Origin of the sequence: Bacillus glycinifermentans, from assembly GCF_001042475.2 — a bacterium.
GTDB lineage: Bacteria > Bacillota > Bacilli > Bacillales > Bacillaceae > Bacillus > Bacillus glycinifermentans.
In genome coordinates, this window is record NZ_LECW02000021.1 from 203859 (window position 1) to 220266 (window position 16408).

Annotated in this window: 23 protein-coding genes and 2 pseudogenes; 4 read left to right on the forward strand and 21 right to left on the reverse strand. The window is 44.6% G+C overall.

Going from position 1 to position 16408, the window contains the following annotated elements:
- Nucleotides 1–102 precede the first annotated feature (102 nt).
- The gene (locus AB447_RS27265; RefSeq protein ID WP_269082057.1) at nt 103–237 is read left to right on the forward strand and encodes a hypothetical protein; all 135 of its coding nucleotides are present in this window, start codon (nt 103–105) and stop codon (nt 235–237) included.
- Nucleotides 238–335: 98 nt separating this feature from the next.
- Here the strand turns inward: AB447_RS27265 and AB447_RS13695 are convergent, their stop codons facing one another.
- The 6 genes from AB447_RS13695 to AB447_RS13720 form a co-directional block, all read right to left on the reverse strand.
- A complete protein-coding gene (locus AB447_RS13695; RefSeq protein ID WP_048353031.1) occupies nt 336–1430 on the reverse strand; it encodes a M24 family metallopeptidase in 1095 nt (364 codons plus the stop codon).
- A 123-nt stretch (nt 1431–1553) separates the two neighbouring features.
- Nucleotides 1554–3461: a heavy metal translocating P-type ATPase gene (locus AB447_RS13700; protein ID WP_048353030.1), complete on the reverse strand. Its 1908-nt coding sequence runs from the start codon at nt 3459–3461 to the stop codon at nt 1554–1556.
- Nucleotides 3462–3717: 256 nt separating this feature from the next.
- Nucleotides 3718–4215 carry an endospore biogenesis thiol-disulfide oxidoreductase StoA gene (gene stoA, locus AB447_RS13705; protein WP_082142490.1) on the reverse strand — a complete coding sequence of 166 codons (498 nt, stop codon included), beginning with the start codon at nt 4213–4215 and terminating at the stop codon, nt 3718–3720.
- Between the two features lie 56 nt (nt 4216–4271).
- Nucleotides 4272–5612: a polysaccharide biosynthesis protein gene (locus AB447_RS13710; protein ID WP_048406684.1), complete on the reverse strand. Its 1341-nt coding sequence runs from the start codon at nt 5610–5612 to the stop codon at nt 4272–4274.
- A gap of 105 nt (nt 5613–5717) precedes the next feature.
- A complete protein-coding gene (locus AB447_RS13715; protein WP_046132316.1) occupies nt 5718–6320 on the reverse strand; it encodes a cell wall hydrolase in 603 nt (200 codons plus the stop codon).
- A gap of 231 nt (nt 6321–6551) precedes the next feature.
- The gene (locus AB447_RS13720) at nt 6552–6728 is read right to left on the reverse strand and encodes a hypothetical protein (protein WP_231592700.1); all 177 of its coding nucleotides are present in this window, start codon (nt 6726–6728) and stop codon (nt 6552–6554) included.
- Between the two features lie 188 nt (nt 6729–6916).
- Here AB447_RS13720 and AB447_RS13725 point away from each other — a divergent pair, with 188 nt between their 5' ends.
- The gene (locus tag AB447_RS13725; RefSeq protein ID WP_006638423.1) at nt 6917–7105 is read left to right on the forward strand and encodes a YkvS family protein; all 189 of its coding nucleotides are present in this window, start codon (nt 6917–6919) and stop codon (nt 7103–7105) included.
- 114 nt (nt 7106–7219) lie between these two features.
- Here the strand turns inward: AB447_RS13725 and AB447_RS13730 are convergent, their stop codons facing one another.
- A complete protein-coding gene (locus tag AB447_RS13730) occupies nt 7220–8371 on the reverse strand; it encodes an SA1320 family protein (RefSeq protein ID WP_048353028.1) in 1152 nt (383 codons plus the stop codon).
- 42 nt (nt 8372–8413) lie between these two features.
- On the opposite strand from AB447_RS13730, the gene AB447_RS25850 reads away from it, so the two are divergent.
- Nucleotides 8414–8584 carry a hypothetical protein gene (locus AB447_RS25850; protein WP_156183632.1) on the forward strand — a complete coding sequence of 57 codons (171 nt, stop codon included), beginning with the start codon at nt 8414–8416 and terminating at the stop codon, nt 8582–8584.
- 28 nt (nt 8585–8612) lie between these two features.
- Here the strand turns inward: AB447_RS25850 and AB447_RS13735 are convergent, their stop codons facing one another.
- From AB447_RS13735 to AB447_RS13765, 7 genes and pseudogenes are all read right to left on the reverse strand, one after another.
- Complete coding sequence (locus AB447_RS13735; RefSeq protein WP_048353027.1) at nt 8613–9104, reverse strand: GNAT family N-acetyltransferase; 492 nt, start codon at nt 9102–9104, stop codon at nt 8613–8615.
- Nucleotides 9105–9245: 141 nt separating this feature from the next.
- Nucleotides 9246–9479, reverse strand: coding sequence for a hypothetical protein (locus tag AB447_RS13740; protein ID WP_048353026.1), 234 nt, complete (start codon nt 9477–9479; stop codon nt 9246–9248).
- Nucleotides 9480–9611: 132 nt separating this feature from the next.
- Nucleotides 9612–9818, reverse strand: coding sequence for a hypothetical protein (locus AB447_RS13745; RefSeq protein ID WP_048353025.1), 207 nt, complete (start codon nt 9816–9818; stop codon nt 9612–9614).
- A gap of 634 nt (nt 9819–10452) precedes the next feature.
- Nucleotides 10453–10677, reverse strand: a pseudogene (locus AB447_RS13750) (7-cyano-7-deazaguanine reductase); the annotation flags it as partial.
- 57 nt (nt 10678–10734) lie between these two features.
- On the reverse strand, nt 10735–11880 hold the full coding sequence (locus AB447_RS13755; RefSeq protein ID WP_048350807.1) for a site-specific integrase: 1146 nt from the start codon (nt 11878–11880) through the stop codon (nt 10735–10737).
- Between the two features lie 80 nt (nt 11881–11960).
- The gene (locus tag AB447_RS13760; protein ID WP_048356430.1) at nt 11961–12254 is read right to left on the reverse strand and encodes a YolD-like family protein; all 294 of its coding nucleotides are present in this window, start codon (nt 12252–12254) and stop codon (nt 11961–11963) included.
- A gap of 107 nt (nt 12255–12361) precedes the next feature.
- The gene (locus AB447_RS13765; protein WP_048356429.1) at nt 12362–13180 is read right to left on the reverse strand and encodes a helix-turn-helix domain-containing protein; all 819 of its coding nucleotides are present in this window, start codon (nt 13178–13180) and stop codon (nt 12362–12364) included.
- 139 nt (nt 13181–13319) lie between these two features.
- Between AB447_RS13765 and AB447_RS13770 the strand changes: the two genes are divergently transcribed.
- Nucleotides 13320–13526, forward strand: a complete 207-nt coding sequence (locus tag AB447_RS13770) for a helix-turn-helix domain-containing protein (RefSeq protein WP_048356428.1) — start codon at nt 13320–13322, stop codon at nt 13524–13526.
- Nucleotides 13527–13559: 33 nt separating this feature from the next.
- On the opposite strand, the gene AB447_RS13775 is transcribed toward AB447_RS13770, so the two are convergent.
- The 7 genes and pseudogenes from AB447_RS13775 to AB447_RS26290 all read right to left on the reverse strand — a co-directional run.
- On the reverse strand, nt 13560–13907 hold the full coding sequence (locus AB447_RS13775) for a DNA gyrase inhibitor YacG (RefSeq protein WP_053071214.1): 348 nt from the start codon (nt 13905–13907) through the stop codon (nt 13560–13562).
- 129 nt (nt 13908–14036) lie between these two features.
- Entirely contained in the window at nt 14037–14267 is a 231-nt protein-coding gene (locus AB447_RS13780) for a phage holin (protein ID WP_048356427.1), read from the reverse strand.
- Nucleotides 14268–14292: 25 nt separating this feature from the next.
- Entirely contained in the window at nt 14293–15234 is a 942-nt protein-coding gene (locus tag AB447_RS13785; RefSeq protein ID WP_048356426.1) for an N-acetylmuramoyl-L-alanine amidase, read from the reverse strand.
- Between the two features lie 64 nt (nt 15235–15298).
- Nucleotides 15299–15562 (reverse strand): hemolysin XhlA family protein, encoded by a 264-nt coding sequence (locus tag AB447_RS13790; protein ID WP_048406081.1) that lies wholly within the window; start codon nt 15560–15562, stop codon nt 15299–15301.
- 3 nt (nt 15563–15565) lie between these two features.
- Complete coding sequence (locus AB447_RS13795) at nt 15566–15787, reverse strand: XkdX family protein (RefSeq protein WP_057957610.1); 222 nt, start codon at nt 15785–15787, stop codon at nt 15566–15568.
- A gap of 1 nt (nt 15788) precedes the next feature.
- Entirely contained in the window at nt 15789–16073 is a 285-nt protein-coding gene (locus AB447_RS13800) for a hypothetical protein (protein WP_048355856.1), read from the reverse strand.
- Nucleotides 16074–16087: 14 nt separating this feature from the next.
- A pseudogene (locus tag AB447_RS26290) lies at nt 16088–16408 on the reverse strand (phage baseplate upper protein); the annotation flags it as partial.

Sequence of the window (16408 nt, forward strand, 5' to 3'; positions counted from 1 at the left end):
TCCCTTCTTTCATTTCATTCTTGCTCTGAAATGCGTTTCATACTCTAAAATGAAAACAGCATCGGTGCTGATCACGTTTTCATTTCAGAAAGGAGAAGAAATATGGGTATTTTTATTCTGATCTTCTTATGCATCATCATCGTACTGTCTTCAAAAGCAGCGATGAGGCCGCTCAACGAAAAACATAAAGTCGAGCCGTTCCGCTCTTTTGACGACTTTTTCATTTCAAAGGATTGATTTCTCTCTTTAAGTGTAAAAGATGTCAAAATAAAGAGGAAGAGAATTCACGGTTTATCATCTACAAAAAAGAACCCGCAGCAAGCGGGTTCCAACATTCAGGAAATCACAGTCAGCTCTTTCGGGAACCAGGTAAGCGCTTCTGCGCCGTCTGATGTAACGAGCACATCATCTTCGATTCGGACCCCGCCGATTTCCGGTACATAGATGCCGGGCTCAATCGTATATACCATTCCTTCTTTTAACAGCTCATCATTGTTATGGCTCATGGACGGATATTCGTGGGGTGAGATTCCGAGCCCATGGCCGAGGCGGTGCGGAAAATAGTCTCCGTAACCGGCTTTTTCGATAATTCCCCGCGCTTTTAAATCGAGATCGCCGATTCTGACGCCGGGCCTGCTCATTTCAAGGGCAGCGGTTTCGGCTTGGAGGACGGTTTCGTAAATGTCTTTTTGGCGGTCGCTCGCGTTTTTGAAGACGAGCGTCCTCGTAATGTCAGAGCAATACCCGTCGATGATGACGCCCAGATCAAAAAGGACAAAATCGCCCGTTCTTAATGTCCGGCTGCCGGGATTGCCGTGCGGCTGGCCAGATTTTTCCCCGAATAAGACCATCGTGGAAAACGACATCCCCTGAATTCCCTTTTTCTTCAACTCATATTCGATTTTGGCGACGACATCGATTTCCGCGATGCCCTCTGTTAGAGCGGCTGCCCCCGCTTCAACCCCGTAGTCGGCAAGCTTTGCCGCTTCGCGGAGAATGCCGATTTCCTTTTCATCCTTAACGACGCGAAGTTCGTTCAGCTTTTCTTCCGCGGAAACGAGTTCCGCCCCATTTGTAACGTGCTTCAGCATATCGGCGCGCGACAGGGAGATCGCTTCTTTTTCGACTGCGACCTTCGCAAGGCGCAAGCCGCGTTTTTGGAGCGCGGCTGAAATGAGATCCCACGGATTTTCATGATCCTCATATCCGATGATTTCATACGCCCAGCCGGCCTCTTTCGCCTGATTTTTCTCCATCAGCGGACAAACAAAAAACGGCTCCTCATGCTGAAACACGAAAACGCCCATCAGCCGTTCATGCGGGTCTGTATAAAAGTGAGTCAAATAAAATACATTTTCTTTTGAATGGATAAAAGCTGACGAAATATCTTGTTCCTTCAGCCAGGATGAAAGTTGCTCAATTCTTTTCACGTCCGGTTCCCTCCTAAAAACATGTTGCTTCATCTATATATTGTAGCAGTTTTTTAAGGCGCGTGCCTGATGAAGGCCGGGAAAGGAAAAGGCTGCCGGTTGACACGGCAGCCTTTTGCTACATTAAGATTTTAAAAGCCTGAGTCCGTTTAAAATGACAAGCAGCGTGCTCCCTTCGTGGCCGATGACGCCGAGCGGCAGGTCGAGGATCTGGAGGAAGTTGCTGCAGATCAACAGGCAGATGATGCTGAGCGAAAAGATGACGTTTTGTTTAATGATCGTGTTCATTTTCTGTGACAGCCGGATCAGTTTCGTCAATCCCTTCAAATCATTTTTCATAAGCACGATATCCGCCGTTTCGAGCGCTACATCAGTCCCGCCTCCCATGGCGACTCCCACGTCGGCGGACGCGAGAGCTGGTGCATCATTGATCCCGTCTCCGACCATGACGATCGTTCCGTACGTTTCCTTTAGCTTTTCCGCTTCCGTTACTTTGCTGTCAGGCAGACATTCGGATACGACGATGTTCAGTCCCGCTTCCCGCGCGATGGCCGCTGCTGTTTCAGGCTGATCGCCTGTCAGCATCGCAGTCTGAATCCCGAGGCGGTTCAGCTCGCCGATGACCTCTTTCGCCTCTGGCCTGATTTGATCCTTGAGCGCAAAGCAGCCTGCGAGCCGGTCGCCTTTTTTTACGTACACGACCGTTTTTCCTTCCTCGGACAGACGCTTAACCGAATCTCCAAAGGCGCGGATGACCTCACCTTCGCCGACATAGCCGGCTTTGCCGATAAGCCATGTTTCTCCTTCGAATTGCGCTTTCACCCCGAATCCCGAAGTCTCTTCAATCGATACGTTTGCATCAGGGTGAATTCCTTTTGCATCGGCGTACTCGACAATCGCTTTTGCAAGGGGGTGATTTGACTGCTGTTCGATCACAGCCGCGGCGGTCAGGCATTCGTTTTCGGCGATGCCTTCGGCAAGAAGCATATCTTCAACGGCCGGTGCTCCGTACGTGATCGTTCCCGTTTTATCCAATGCGACGATTTTGCTGTTTCCGAGCTTCTCAAGAAAGACGCTTCCTTTAACAAGCAGGCCGTTTCTTGCCCCGTTTGATATCAGCGACAGTGCGGCAGGCATGATCGACGCAACAAGCGCACAAGGCGAGGCGACGACCATAAACACCATCGCTCTGTAGAATGTCTCGCTCCAAGTCCAGCCGAGCATATAATGCGGCAGAAAAAGCAGCAGTCCGACTGCGATCAGAACGCCTTTCACATATACATTTTCAAATCGTTCAATAAACGCTTGCGACGGAGATACGCTGTTTTGCGCAGATTCGACCAGCTTAATGATTTTTTTGAAAAGCGAGTCCTTGTTCGCCTTTTTGACGCGGACAGTCAAAGAGCCGTTTAAATTGACGGTGCCCGCAAAAACGGCATCTCCGCCCTTTTTTTCAACAGGAATCGATTCGCCCGTAAGCGCGGACTCATCGACACTTGTCTGTCCTGATTCGATTTCACCGTCAGCTGCGATTCGTTCACCGGGTTTGACCATGATGACGTCTCCCGCCTCAAGCTCCGCTGCCGCAACCTTTCTCTGTCTCCCGTCTTCCAATCGGACGGCTTCTTCCGGTTCCAATTTCATCAGGGATGTCAAGTCGCGTTTGCTTTTATTTAGCGTATATGTCTCAAGGGCTCCGCTGAGGGAGAAAATAAAAATCAAAATTGCGCCTTCCGCCCAATAGCCGATCAGGGCGGAGCCAATCGCCGCAAATATCATCAAAAGCTCAACGTTCAGCGTCTTTTCCGATAACGTTTCAAGTATCCCCTCTTTTGCTTTGGCAAAGCCCCCAATGCAAAAAGCGGCGAGAAAAAGGGCGGCAGACAGCGCTTCACGGGCGGAGAACAGCCAGCCTGCGGCAATCAGTATGCCTGATAAAAGAGCCGCAGCCAATTCGCCATGCTGCCTTACATAGTCAAAATTGAAAATCGGATGCCGATGCTCAGTCTTATTTCGAATCTCTAATTGCATTGTTGGTTCCTCCTAATTGAGAATGTAATTCATCGTCAATTTCCTTATAAAAAACAAATTGCCGCCTTCTACGGCAGCATAAAAAGTAAAGATTTCAGTCATTTGATAGCTATTCCCGCTTTATGCGATGCAAAAACGGGAACGTTCATTTTTATTATAGCATGGTATCTTCACGTTTCAACTAATAATTATTATAATTTCTTTTTGATATTAATTATCATTTGCATCAAATCATAAAAAAAGCCGAAAGAAATTTTCAGCTTTTTTTCTCCGCCCATTCCTTCATTTGTTCAACGGTGATCGGCCCGACGACCGATTTCTCCAGCTCCCCTTTTTCGTTAATGAAAAACGTCGAAGGGATCGTCATGACGTTGTACGCCTTCATTATGTCTCCATCGCGGTCAAAAACGATCGGAAATGACAGGTTGTTCGCTTTAATAAAACGATTCACCGCCTGTTCGTTTTTCTCCGCATTCAAGAGGTTGACGGTAATAAGTCTTACGTCTTCATGCTTCTTATCGTAATAGGATTGAAAGCGGGGAAGCTCTTCTCGGCACGGCGGGCACCAGGTCGTCCAAAAATGGATGATCGTTTTTTGCCCTTCGGCGGGAATGACGACCCGCTCTCCTTCTATCGTTTTCATGTGCATCACCGCCGGCGACACATGTTTGGCGGCCGCAGAAGGCTGAAAAGCGAACATCCCTGCCAAAAGCAAAAAAATAAGTGAATAACGCATCATGCCATATCTTTTCATCGTATCTCCCTTTCTTTTTTTATTAGCTTCCCCGGGAGACGAAAAAACTATGAAGATCAGCGGCTCTCGATTCGCGGAGATCCCGTTTTATTTGTTAACATCAAGGTCACGCCCAGCTCCTTGCAAATCGTGACATAATGGAGAGCCGTCAAAAGAAGCATTCCTGTGTTCATCGCGAGAATAACCCCCGTCATCTGCAGCTCCTCCATCGAACCGAGGATATACATCATCAAAAACGATACGGCGCTTGCCCAGACATTGTGGTAAAAGGCGTCTTTGACAAGGCCCATCCCGATCAGGCATGCTTGAAACGGCATCACAAAAAAGTGGAATAAAAAATACGGCCAAAGCAGCTTCAGGTAAAACGCCGCTTTTACTGAATCAAAAAACAAATGGGTCAGCGGTTCTGCAAAATGATACATCACCATCACAGACGGTATACCGTAAAGCAGCGTGATGAAAATCGCCTGTTTGATCCGTTTGATGACCCTGTCGTATTGCCTGTACGCATAGCTTTCGGAAATGCTCGGAATCATGACGACCATAAGCGAATGGGCGATAAAAGCCGGAAAAAAACCGATCGACATCGCAACTCCCGAAAGCATGCCGAACTGATCGACGGCCCCCGTTTTAGAAACGCCCGCGGCAATCAGCGTCCCTTTCACCAAAAAAGGTTCGACCGCATTTGTGACGGCATGGAAAACACGCATGCCGGTAGTCGGTATGGAAACGGTGAGCAGCCGTTTCAGCACATCGCTTCTCCGCAAATGGACATGCTGCCCCTTTGCGGCGGCCCGCCTGACCAAAATAAACTGGGAATACAAATAAACGAACACGACGACTTCGCTTGCAACGAGCACAAACACTGAGATCAACACAGACGTATCGATTTCAAAAGAATACCATTGAAAAAATAAAAACAAGCCGATCAGCTGAAAGATTTTTTTCAATGCATTTGCCGTCGCGATTTTCCCCATTTGCTGGACGCCCATAAAATACCCTCTTGCAATCGAGGTAAATGCGACGGTTGGAATCATGCCGATCACAAGGCCTCTGATAAAGGGATGGTAAGAATCAAAAATCGGGATAAAGGGAAGGATGACGGCGGCTGCCGCCGTAGAAAACGCCGTGCAAAGCGCCGTCATTCGAAAGGCATGCTTCAGCATGCTTTCATGCAGCTTCGGATTGGATTCAGCGATAAACTTTGATATGGAAACGGGAAGTTCGAGACTCGCGATCACCACAACCAAAAATATTGAAGGTAAAACACTCATATAGAGCCCCATGCCATGCTCCCCAAGCTCCCGCGCGAGAATCATGTTAATGACGAACTCAAGGCATTCTGCAAAAAAAGCAGCTACCGATAGAAGAATAATTCCTTTCACAAAACGGTTCATGAGGTCTCTCCTTGTCTCACTGGTTATACCCCATCATATGAGACAAGTTCAAAAATTATTTTATTTTTCATGCTATCAAATATAAAAAAGCCAAGGCTTTTGCGGTCAAATCGCAAACACATGATTGCCGATGCGTTTGACGATTTTTCTCGTTTTAATCCAGTTGTCTGATGCAGTGTCCGGATTATAAAAGTATAAAGCGTTTGTTTCTTTTTTATGTTGATCGACCGCTTCTTCGACAGCTTTCTTCGATTCGCGGTCCGCCTTATGGTTGATGCTCCCGTTCAGAACAGGCTCAAAAGCGTTTTTTTGGTAAATCACGCTTTTTACGCTGTCAGGAAATCCGTGGTGTTCCACACGGTTCAGTACGACGTCTGCCACGGCGACCTTCCCCGCGAAAGGCTCGCCTTTGGCCTCAGCGTGCACAAGCCTTGACAATAAATCTTTCTCCCTGCCCGTCAATTTTGGCTCTTCTTCCTTTTCGCCTTTCTTTTCATGACGCGGCCGGGGCACAAGCTCAATGATTGTTTTTTCATCGATCATATGTGAAAAAGCCGGATTTGGTTCCGGGTCAACGCTTGAAAGCAGCCGGTCCATTTCCTGTCTGTCTTTTTTCGAGAATATCTTGACGGCCTGAGCATGTTCGATTCTTGCCGCAGGGAGCATGCAAATGATAAAAGCAGCTATCGCAGCAATTTTCGATTTCATTCCATTCCTCCTAGTCAAATCGAAAAAACATATGTATTACGGTAACAAGACAAACCCTTAATTTCACTAATAAAATTTTGGCAAGCTTTCCATCAAAGCGCCCAACTGGCACATAATTGCATAGACGGCGCACCGATTTTACAGAAAAAAACAAAGCATCCAGCAATACTTGTGCTGAACGCCTGGCATTTCACCATATAAAAAGGCTTTCTCATCGCTTGAGAAAGCCTTTTAGCTTCTTGGCTCTTTCATATATTGAAAAATGACGTCTCCCCCGCGCTGGGCAATCCCCCGAAAATGTTTGAAATCCTCCTGTTTCGTCAAGATAGCTCTAAAAGAAAGAAAATCCTCTTTTTTCACGCGAACTTCATGGATGCTTCCCGATCTTAAATTCTCGATGTGCTCCATAGCATTTTCCTCTGTCAACTTGTCCCTCTCCTTCTATTTAAATATCATCTTTAACTAATTAACTATACCACTAAGTAAAAACACGTACAACGATTGTCCCGTTCTCCGCCATTTTGCTTTACTTCTCCATGAAAATATTGCAAAATACTTTCAATAGGTAAAAACATTTTATAAGGAGAGGAAGCCACGTGAAAATTGCAAAAGTCGGGAACGTCATCGAATTTAAAAACGGACTCACCGGAGTCGTTGAAAAAGTAAACGAAAACTCGGTCATCGTTGATGTCACGATTATGGACAACTACAGAGACTTGGAATTGGACTCCTTAACCGTCGTCAACCATAAAAACTATAAAATTATTAAAGACTCCTTTCATTAATCAAATCTCCGATTCATTATGTTTTTCCTCGCAATCTGTAACAATTTCCGCACAATCTTCTAAAGAAGGAAAAACCGCCGTGTCTGGCTGGGTACGGCGGATTTTCCCTGCTTCCTATAAGGTTCCCCGTTTAACATCGGCACGGAGAAGTTTGATATTTTTCAAGATGTCTTTTGATGCATTGCACAATGCAGTAATTGCTTTCGCTTTTTGATTTGACAGCTGAAACACAATGTCTTGAAAAAGCAATTCCGCTTCTTCCAGAATAGACACAGCAGCCGTATTGTATAGGTTGATGTTGTTGAAATGAACCTGTTCAAAAACCGCATTATCGATGTAAGGTTTGAATTTATACACAAAACAAGGCAGGAAAGAAATTAAATTGCCAACCGCTTTGCGGACTCCTTCTATTGTTTCCGCAATTTCGTCGAGCGGCTTCACCACATGGTTAATCGCACTTTTTATTTTCTCGTCCCAATCAGAAAACATCCCGAACAATTTCGCCGGGACGGCTAAGCCCAAAAATAGATTCCCCGCCTCCTTTATGGAAGCCGCCGAAGTCTCCAATGCCAATTCCAGCGCCAGCAATGTATCAAATAGAATATTTGCGACAGGAACAAGACCTGCGTTAATAGAACCCGCCATTGTCGCCACTGAACTATTCACATGACGGTCTTTCAATTTCAGACGATCTTTTAAATAATCGGACTCCTCAAATTGAGATTGAACAGATGCCGGAACCGACGTTTTTTGCTGTGTGGGCGCTTTACGGTTTTTAATGTCTTGCGCGGCGCCGCTGTCGCTCGTTTGAATGCCTTCCCCCGCGGATTGAACCTGACGTATAAAAGTCTTGACCTGTTTTTTCAGACCCTTTTCATTTTTTCCGACGATGACAAAATGACTGTATATTTCGTCTGCAACAGCATCGGCAAATCCCATGGCAGGGTTGACGAAAACATCGGAAATCTCCTGTCGGATCATATTTGTCAGCGCGCCTGTCAGAATGTCAATATCATGTTTAAGCCCGTTCAAATATCCCCTTATCTCACCTGTGATGCTTTCCACACTAATATTTGTTTGAAAAACATATTCAAGCAGTTCAGACGGAGGCGAGTTCAATAACACATTTAAAGAACGGCACTTTTCTTCAGCGGTATCCAACAATGCAATTAAACCGTCGATCAAATATTTCAGGATATTGCCAGCTTGTGAGATTCCGATAAACAACGGATCGCCGAATGCACTTTCAAACATGTCGGTAAACATTTCGCGAAGATCGTTTTAAGGTATAACCAAGGTAATGAATCGATGAAGGAAATTGCGCAAGATATTGGTGTTTATAAAAGTGTTTTCAGCACATGTTGTTGCAGAAAAAATACTGATTTTCCTGCTATAAAAATGGCTGATGGGCGCGAAGACATTGCGGGATGTGCTGCAGAATGCGGGAACGGAGAAAGCTTTGTAATGGGTTTACAATGAGATAAAGACGCCAAGGCGGCGTCTTTATTTATTGATTTCCTGCTCTCAGCTTTTTTACGAAAAGTAATTCATCCCGGATTGGAATCCCGTTATCGGCTTTCAGAGGAATCTCAGGTTTTATTTTCCTGGCTTTTTCAACTGCGTTCACATGCAATTCCGCAAACACATAGCCCCTCTTTTGATAAAATCCGATCGCCCTTATATTATCATTGGTTGTGATTAACTTAACGATTTCGCACCGTTCTTGCTCTGATGCCAGCTCTGCTTCTTTTAAAAGCGCAGACCCGATCCCTTTATTTTCAACGATGCTGTCCAATGAGATAATTTCGCATTCGTTTTCATCCATGACGAATGTAATTAAACCTATGATGTCCCCTTTTTCATCCAATGCGGCATAACCTTCTAATTCATCGCATTGAAATGAGCCGTTGGAATTCACCATGACAGGGCTTCCCCAATGTGTACTGAAAAATTGTGCAACCGCCGATTTCGGCAAATCGTTTGTTGACATGACTTTCATTTTTTCTCCTCCCTGTATTTTCCCTTTGTGTTTCAATCTTTACATATTATAAACTTGTCAAACATTTTAAAAAAAGACGCACATGTTTGTACGTCTATATCATGTATGCCCAAAGCCTGGCGGTACGGCTGTCGGATAAATTTATTTATTTTCCCCTTTATTTGAACTATTCAATATCCATAAGATAAATGCCGAAGCAATTAAACAAAAAATAATGTCTGTTGCATTCAATGTGTTAAATTGAAATAGCTTTTTTATTCCGAGAATCATCATAAAACCGAAAAAACAGATGGTAAAGAGAGCCAATCCAAAAGCCCTCACCTGTCTTGGAATAGCCAACCAGCATTTTAAAAGTTTCTCAGAGATTTTGCTCATTTTCCCCTCCCCTATCCATAAATGCACAGTTAAACATTCATCCAACTAAAAAGCAGGGGGTTACGGAAGTAAATTATATACCTAAAAAAGACACTACCCACATTCTCGGCTACTGCTTCTTACCTCTTGCCCTCATTTACTTTTTGCTTTCTTCTCTTTAATGATGCTGAAAACCACTAAAATGATGACACTCGCACATACAATATAGAATAAAATATCAGTTACAGGATTATTAATATTTTTAAGGAGAAATATTAACCCTATAATCACTATTGGTATTATCCAAGTTAACCATTTTACTACTCTAGGACTTGGTTCATTGTTTCCTTTGGGTTCCATAGCTACCCCCTAATTATGCTTTAGATACCTTACATTAACAAAACATAACATAGATTTTTTTGTAAGGCACCAACCATAGTCTTAATTAAAGGAAAAGCATCAATGTTTTGGATATCCACCAACCGGCTGTTGGATTCCCCGTCACTACAAGAGAACCTTGGTAACAAGCATCCTCTATAGCTCCTGTATAGTTATCAATTACATTTAAAACAGTTGCAAAGCTAGCCGCAAGCTTTTTTTAGTGAACTAGCGGATATGATTAAAAATTTTAATCGGAAGAAAAATATGACAATCACTTAGGCCGAATATGTGACAAAACATAGCTATCGTTTGTTAAATTGTTACTATTTCATTTTTGTAGCCAAGCTTTTCGTGGTAAACTTTAGAATTTCCAGTCGCCATCACAAACAAAGCATACAATATTTAAACTTAATAACACATCAAATAACCTTAATAAACAGTTGTTTTTAAAATTTTTCCTCTCTCTCAAAATTAGCATAATTAAAAGAGGTGCCCCGCTAAGACACCTCTTCCCTATGCAAATAATAATTTTATTCTTGTGCTCTCACTTTGGTCATATTTTTCGAATATAATCTTTCATAGTTAACTACAACAAACTTTCTGCTCCCGCCCCTTACCGATTATCCACCGTCTCCGGATACAAATCATGATTCATCAAGCGGTATTCCGCCATTTTCTCGTATTTTGTCCCCGGACGGCCGTAGTTGGTGTACGGGTCAATGGAAATTCCGCCTCTTGGCGTGAATTTGCCCCATACTTCGATGTAGCGCGGGTCCATTAATTCAATCAAGTCATTCATGATGATATTCATGCAGTCTTCGTGATGGAATCCGTTGTTAAAATCTCGTCATATCAACGCTCTCACATCCGGTCACACAAAACGGTCACACTGCGGTCACACTTTCGCGACTAAATCGTCCAATTTTCCGACTAATTCCGCCTGCATCGAAGGCAAAACATGACTGTACGTTCCGAGCGTCGTTTTGATATGTGCGTGGCCTAAACGCTCCTGAACAATCTTCGGACTGATTCCGATACTGATTAAATACGTCGCGTGAGTATGTCGCAAATTCTTCGGAGGGATTTTCGGGAGCTCAAGCTGCGCAATTAACCGAGTAAATGCCCGTCGATAGTTATTCGGATGTACCCACTTACCGTGCTTCGTACACACTACGAGATCATAGTCGATGTAGTCCTCGCCGAGAATTTCTTTTTCGCGCTGGACCATTTTCTTGTGTTCGATTAAGTATTCGATAAAGAATTTCGGTAAATGGACGGTCCTGAAGCCCGCCGCAGTTTTGACCTCGGGAACTAATCCGTAATTACCTTCGTCGTCTATCTTAGCGAGAGTTTGTCGAATTGTTAAATAACCCTTTTCGAAGTCTATATCGGACCACCGCAATCCGAGAACCTCCCCCATTCGCATGCCTGTAATAACGGATAATACCATTCCGATAAAGTAACGAGTTAGTGACACGATACGGTTGCGAGCATCCAAAAACGCTTGTACATTCGACTCGTTCCATACTTTAGAAATGCGATTTTCGGGAGGAAGGTTTACATCGTCAAGGATGGCGAGGTCGAACGCTCCTTTTCGGGAAGCTTTCTTTAAGACTTCGGCGACAACACCGAAAGCTGTCCGGATGGTTGCCGGAGCAAGTTTCCGTTCATTGTGAAGTCGATTAATATAATGCTGCAAGACTTCCTCAGTGATGTCTTTAATTTTAAACGTTCCTAGATATGGAAGTATGTTGTAATCAAGCTGCTCGCGGTAATTGACGATTGTACTTGATCGAAGTCTAACCTTTTTCGATTCAAACCATTTTTCAGCGAAGGTACTAAACACGCTTTTATTAGGGTTATGAGAATTTTTTTCCTTATCCACCTCTATTATGACCTGCTTTAAAACCTCTTTCGCCTCTCGTAGACTCGACATTCCTTGCCTTCTTTTTTGAATTCTAGCACCAGTTATCGGGTGAACCCCGCCAGAATATACAAAATAATATTTTCCGGTTTTCTCGTCTTTCTTAATCACTGTCATTATCCTCACTCCAATTGAGCGAAAGATTAATGCTAGTTGTGATGTCCTCTATTATATCACTATGACCCCTTTTTAGGGAGTCACACGTCCTCCACTGCAACCCAAACGATCTCCTTAAACGGAATGTCAACGGTTTCGATTACTCCGCACACCATTTCCGTCGTCCAATTCCGCCAGTAACGGATCTCGCAATCCTGGCCGGTCCTGTAAGCGTATTGTATTTTCGATTCAAAGTCCGACCACTGCTCCGGATCAATCGACGGCTTCCGCTCATATGCGTGATCGATTTCGGATTTAAGTTTCCGGATACTCGCGATATGCTCCGGCAAGAATATCGACGTCCACTTCATCGTTCCTCTATCGCGTAATGTCATACGATCGTCCTCCTTCGGTACTATTCGGTTGTCATGACGAAAGTATAACACGAACACACGTTCTTATCAATTGATTTTTCGTTTATCACATTTTGTGATAATCAAATCTATTCCGCTTGGAGGAACGTTTCGAACTCCGCCAGTAGCCCAACGTTTTTAACGCGATTTTCACGGGCTTTTACCGTCCATGCGGCCTGTCGGAAGCTAGCGTATAGGTAGTCGTCAAAGCGCCTAATTTTCTGCTGTTTTCGTTTGAGAATCGCTGCATGCCACGCTTCAACGAATGGTTGCGGATGTTCTTCGAGTATTAGCGTCGGATCTACGCATGCTTTAGCCCGCAATAAGATGCCGTAGTATTTATAAATTTCGTCTGCTTCGAAGTAGCGCGCCATTGCGGAGTAGATTTCGCTTGGTAACGCGTTTTTAAGACCGCAGGCCGGGACCGTATCTATTACGTGATTTTTTGAAAGATTAATAGAATGCGATGGTTCATTCGTAATTTTAGGCGATTCATCCGTTGGCTCCGTTGGCTTTTCGGCTTGTCCGCGATTGGACATTGTCGACTGGTCATCTTCGGACAATTGCGTGTCCTCGACTCTTCTTCCGACCGGCAAAATAACGATGATATTTGCGCCTTTGCCTCCGTTTATTTTCCGGGTCGTTGCGATCTTTTGGATGATCGAAAGTGATGCGAGTTTGTTGACGGCACGACGCGCAGTCTTGACGGACTTTCCGATAAGGTTCGCGAGTGTTTCCGCTTTGAGATGCGCAGCCCCGGCGAACTTGACCGCGTAACGAGCGATCGTTTTCAGCGTGAGCCGGTCCGCGTCGTTCAATTCGTATGTATTGCGTTTGATATGTTCGTAAACAGCTGCGTTGAGTTCGGCCGTCGAGTCGAACGTTTGGTGTTCCGCTAAATAATGCATAACGATTCCGCCTTCCATCGTATTATCGATATGGTGATAATTAAATAATATTGATTAATTATCGATATGTCAATAATATATTTACAAGTTATCGATAACGCGATAGAATATACTCATCAAATGTTTAGAGGTGGATAAAATGCGCCTATACATAAAACTTGAGGAAATATTGGACAAGCGAGGAATAAAGAAGACGAAGTTCGCCGAAGAAATTGGCGTGAGGCATAATGTAATATCAGAACTCTGCGCAAATCAACGAAGCACTTTTAACAGGGAGCATATTGCGAAGGTTGTGAGGGGTTTGGGGATTACTGATATGAATGAATTATTCGAGGTTCGTGAATAGAAATAGCAGGGAAAATTAAAACGCCCCAAACACTCAAGTTCGGGGCTTAGTTACCCATTTTAAAATTACAGCCTGATTACAACGTTTACACTTGAAATCTTCGGATCCATTCGATACAGTCGCTTTCTTCCCGCAGTTAGGACACTCCACTTTAGAATTTCCAATTGTAACGTATAAAACACCGGCACCTAAATAACAGAAACCTAATCCAGGTAAAATTAAAATTATTGTAAGGCACATTAATATTCCGGCTAGAATCAACGAAAGCCCCAAAATGAATCCCATTACCACCCCGAAAGAACCTAAGATGCGTAAAAATTTAAAGCGATTTTCTTTTTGTATAACTTCAATAGTTGGTAAATTCGTTTGAACATCTGACAACTAGATCACGTCCTTCTAGTTAGTAGCATTACTAAAATTATACTCTATCGCCAAACCTAACTGCAAACCAATTTATGTATACGAGCACCTACGCCTCTATACGCAGGTGCTCGCCAAAAGTTCCGTTATTTATTCGCCTTTTGTCCGCGCTTTCTTCGTCACGTCGTTATTTTTCCAGTACGCCCACAGCGAAGCCACTCCGGTAAATGCGAGCGAAATAAATTGCTGCACGCCTTCCTCATCGACCGGAATCGGACTGTGACCCGTCATCGTAAGCGTCTGGTTAACGAGTGCAAGCGCAAGAAGCACGAATCGAGCGATTGTGCCTGCGCTAATTTTTTCGATTGTCTTTACGTTCATAATATCGTCTCCCTTTTCGATTAGTTTACTTTACAGTTGCACCGGTTGATTTCGCCGCGTAGATATTCACTTTTCCGAACTGATCCGTTTTGATCGTATAGACGTCCGTTTGGGGATTCGCAAGGATTTCGTATTTAAGACCGCCGAATTTCTTTGGACGTAGGAATCCGCACTCGTTCCCTTTGACCGGCGCTTTGTTAGTCGGATAGATGCGCCATGAATCGGCAGATGCCGGAAGATATACGTATTTCTTACCGCTAGATGACGACTTGGAACCGCCGCTTCCCGTAAGCTTCAGAACCTGACCGACCATGATTTTATTCGGATTTTTAATACCGTTATAGGACTGGAGTTTCGCCACGCTGACGCCTGTTTTAACCGCAATTTCCGAAAGCGTGTCGCCTTTCTTTACCGTATAAGTCTTTCCGGATGGCTTAGACGCTGGTTTCGCAGGGCTAGACGACTTTCCTCCGAGCGCTTTAAGTTCCGCAGCGATGGCCGCTTTTACTTCGTCCCAACGTCCCTCATCGAGTACACGGTGCGGGCAGTATTTTCCGGACCAATCCTGATGTTTCTTAACGCGATCAACGCCCCAACCGCGCTCTTTCAATAGCTGCGCAATGAATTTAATCGCTAACTTCTCGGCCGCTTTATACTTAGCGCCGCCTGATTTCGAATAGCAGACTTCAACGCCAATAGACGTACGGTTTCCGGAATTAACACCGTTACCGTCTCCGCAATGCCAGGCGTTACGGTTAGTCGGAAGTCCCTGAACGACTTCCTTATCGTCTACCGCGAAGTGATACGATACTTCGTTGTTGTTCCGAATCATGTACGCAATCTCATTCGCTGCTGATGCGTCGTTTGCCGTATTGTGGAACGTGATATACTTCGCATCCATTGAATACGGACATTTAATCGAATACTTACTTGATGGAACGAGATTTTTCTTTACTGTGATCGCCATGCAATCGTCTCCCTTTCGTTATTTTCCGTATATAAAAAGCCCGCCGGACTCTCACCGAACGGGCTCATAAAAATAGCGCAATCCCCGAGATCGCCAACCCGACGACCGTGAGAATTACGCCCCATAACCATTTCGTATTTGCTTTCATGTCGGAGATATCCGCCCGACTTTCTTTCGCGAGCGCTAACGCTTCATCAGCCTTTTCGTGCGCTCGATCTGCCGTATGTTTTACTTCGTTGAAATAGTCGACCTTCGTATCGATACGTACGAGCCATTCGCGAATGTCGGCTATTTTATCGTTTAATTCGTTGTTCGATGGTTCGCCCAATGACTACGCCTCCTGTCCGCTCACTTCTTCGTTAGTCCCAGTAGATCCGCTAGTTTCCCCAGAAGGGTCTTCGCTGGGAGGCGTATTGGGATCGTACGGTTCCCCGGTAATTTCTTCGTATTGTTCCGGCGTGATGCGGCCGACAGCAACGACATCATAAACTTGTTTTTTCGTCCATCGACCCTTTTCATAAAACCCTTTGATATACGTGAACCAATCTATCATATTACGCTCCTCCCATCGCAATTAGATAGTATAGATCCGCGACCTGCTGAGACAGGACTTCGATTTCGCTTGGTTTCGGTGCAGGCGGCTTCACACTGTCGATATAGTCTTGTGTCGCCGACTCTACCCAAACGCCTTTTTTCGGATCATACTTTGGATCGTAAAGTCCCGCAGGAATTAAAGCTGTTGTACAATTTGGCGGCAGCTCCTCGCCTTCCTCAGTATTTATTTCGATATCGGCCTCGCCGTCATATTTGAAGTTCTCATCGTAGAAAAGAACGTGCATATTCATCGCCTCCGTTACCATAATGGAATTCCGATGTTAAATGAGACTCGCGACACACTTGCGCCATCGTTCGCCAGCATACCGTCATACCTTAAATCACCGTCAGTCGTAAGCGAAAACCGAGCAGTTCCGTAAGACCCGATCGTCGGTACGACAAAATCGACTGTCTGCGTCGGCTTATTTGTAAATTTCGCGACAGATGTTCCGATAGCCGGCAATGTTCCAAAAGATCCGCGCAACCATAGAACGTTGTTGCTAACGGAAAATTTCAACGGATACAGCGAATCTTGTTTAGCTCCGTTTATGAGATTTACGGAGTTCCATGTCGGAGATAT

Bases quoted from the DNA above. Each gene is read 5' to 3' on its own strand.
- stoA (WP_082142490.1), bottom strand. From the start codon at position 4,215: ATGAAAAGATATGGCATGATGCGTTATTCACTTATTTTTTTGCTTTTG.
- AB447_RS13785 (WP_048356426.1), bottom strand. From the start codon at position 15,234: ATGGCGATCACAGTAAAGAAAAATCTCGTTCCATCAAGTAAGTATTCG.
- AB447_RS13720 (WP_231592700.1), bottom strand. From the start codon at position 6,728: ATGGAGCACATCGAGAATTTAAGATCGGGAAGCATCCATGAAGTTCGC.
- AB447_RS13755 (WP_048350807.1), bottom strand. From the start codon at position 11,880: ATGACAGTGATTAAGAAAGACGAGAAAACCGGAAAATATTATTTTGTA.
- AB447_RS25850 (WP_156183632.1), top strand. From the start codon at position 8,414: ATGAAGGAAATTGCGCAAGATATTGGTGTTTATAAAAGTGTTTTCAGC.
- AB447_RS27265 (WP_269082057.1), top strand. From the start codon at position 103: ATGGGTATTTTTATTCTGATCTTCTTATGCATCATCATCGTACTGTCT.
- AB447_RS13745 (WP_048353025.1), bottom strand. From the start codon at position 9,818: ATGGAACCCAAAGGAAACAATGAACCAAGTCCTAGAGTAGTAAAATGG.
- AB447_RS13710 (WP_048406684.1), bottom strand. From the start codon at position 5,612: ATGAACCGTTTTGTGAAAGGAATTATTCTTCTATCGGTAGCTGCTTTT.
- AB447_RS13780 (WP_048356427.1), bottom strand. From the start codon at position 14,267: ATGAACGTAAAGACAATCGAAAAAATTAGCGCAGGCACAATCGCTCGA.
- AB447_RS13700 (WP_048353030.1), bottom strand. From the start codon at position 3,461: ATGCAATTAGAGATTCGAAATAAGACTGAGCATCGGCATCCGATTTTC.
- AB447_RS13730 (WP_048353028.1), bottom strand. From the start codon at position 8,371: ATGTTTACCGACATGTTTGAAAGTGCATTCGGCGATCCGTTGTTTATC.
- AB447_RS13770 (WP_048356428.1), top strand. From the start codon at position 13,320: ATGCGCCTATACATAAAACTTGAGGAAATATTGGACAAGCGAGGAATA.
- AB447_RS13735 (WP_048353027.1), bottom strand. From the start codon at position 9,104: ATGAAAGTCATGTCAACAAACGATTTGCCGAAATCGGCGGTTGCACAA.
- AB447_RS13715 (WP_046132316.1), bottom strand. From the start codon at position 6,320: ATGAAATCGAAAATTGCTGCGATAGCTGCTTTTATCATTTGCATGCTC.
- AB447_RS13760 (WP_048356430.1), bottom strand. From the start codon at position 12,254: ATGACATTACGCGATAGAGGAACGATGAAGTGGACGTCGATATTCTTG.
- AB447_RS13740 (WP_048353026.1), bottom strand. From the start codon at position 9,479: ATGAGCAAAATCTCTGAGAAACTTTTAAAATGCTGGTTGGCTATTCCA.
- AB447_RS13800 (WP_048355856.1), bottom strand. From the start codon at position 16,073: ATGCACGTTCTTTTCTACGATGAGAACTTCAAATATGACGGCGAGGCC.
- AB447_RS13765 (WP_048356429.1), bottom strand. From the start codon at position 13,180: ATGCATTATTTAGCGGAACACCAAACGTTCGACTCGACGGCCGAACTC.
- AB447_RS13795 (WP_057957610.1), bottom strand. From the start codon at position 15,787: ATGATAGATTGGTTCACGTATATCAAAGGGTTTTATGAAAAGGGTCGA.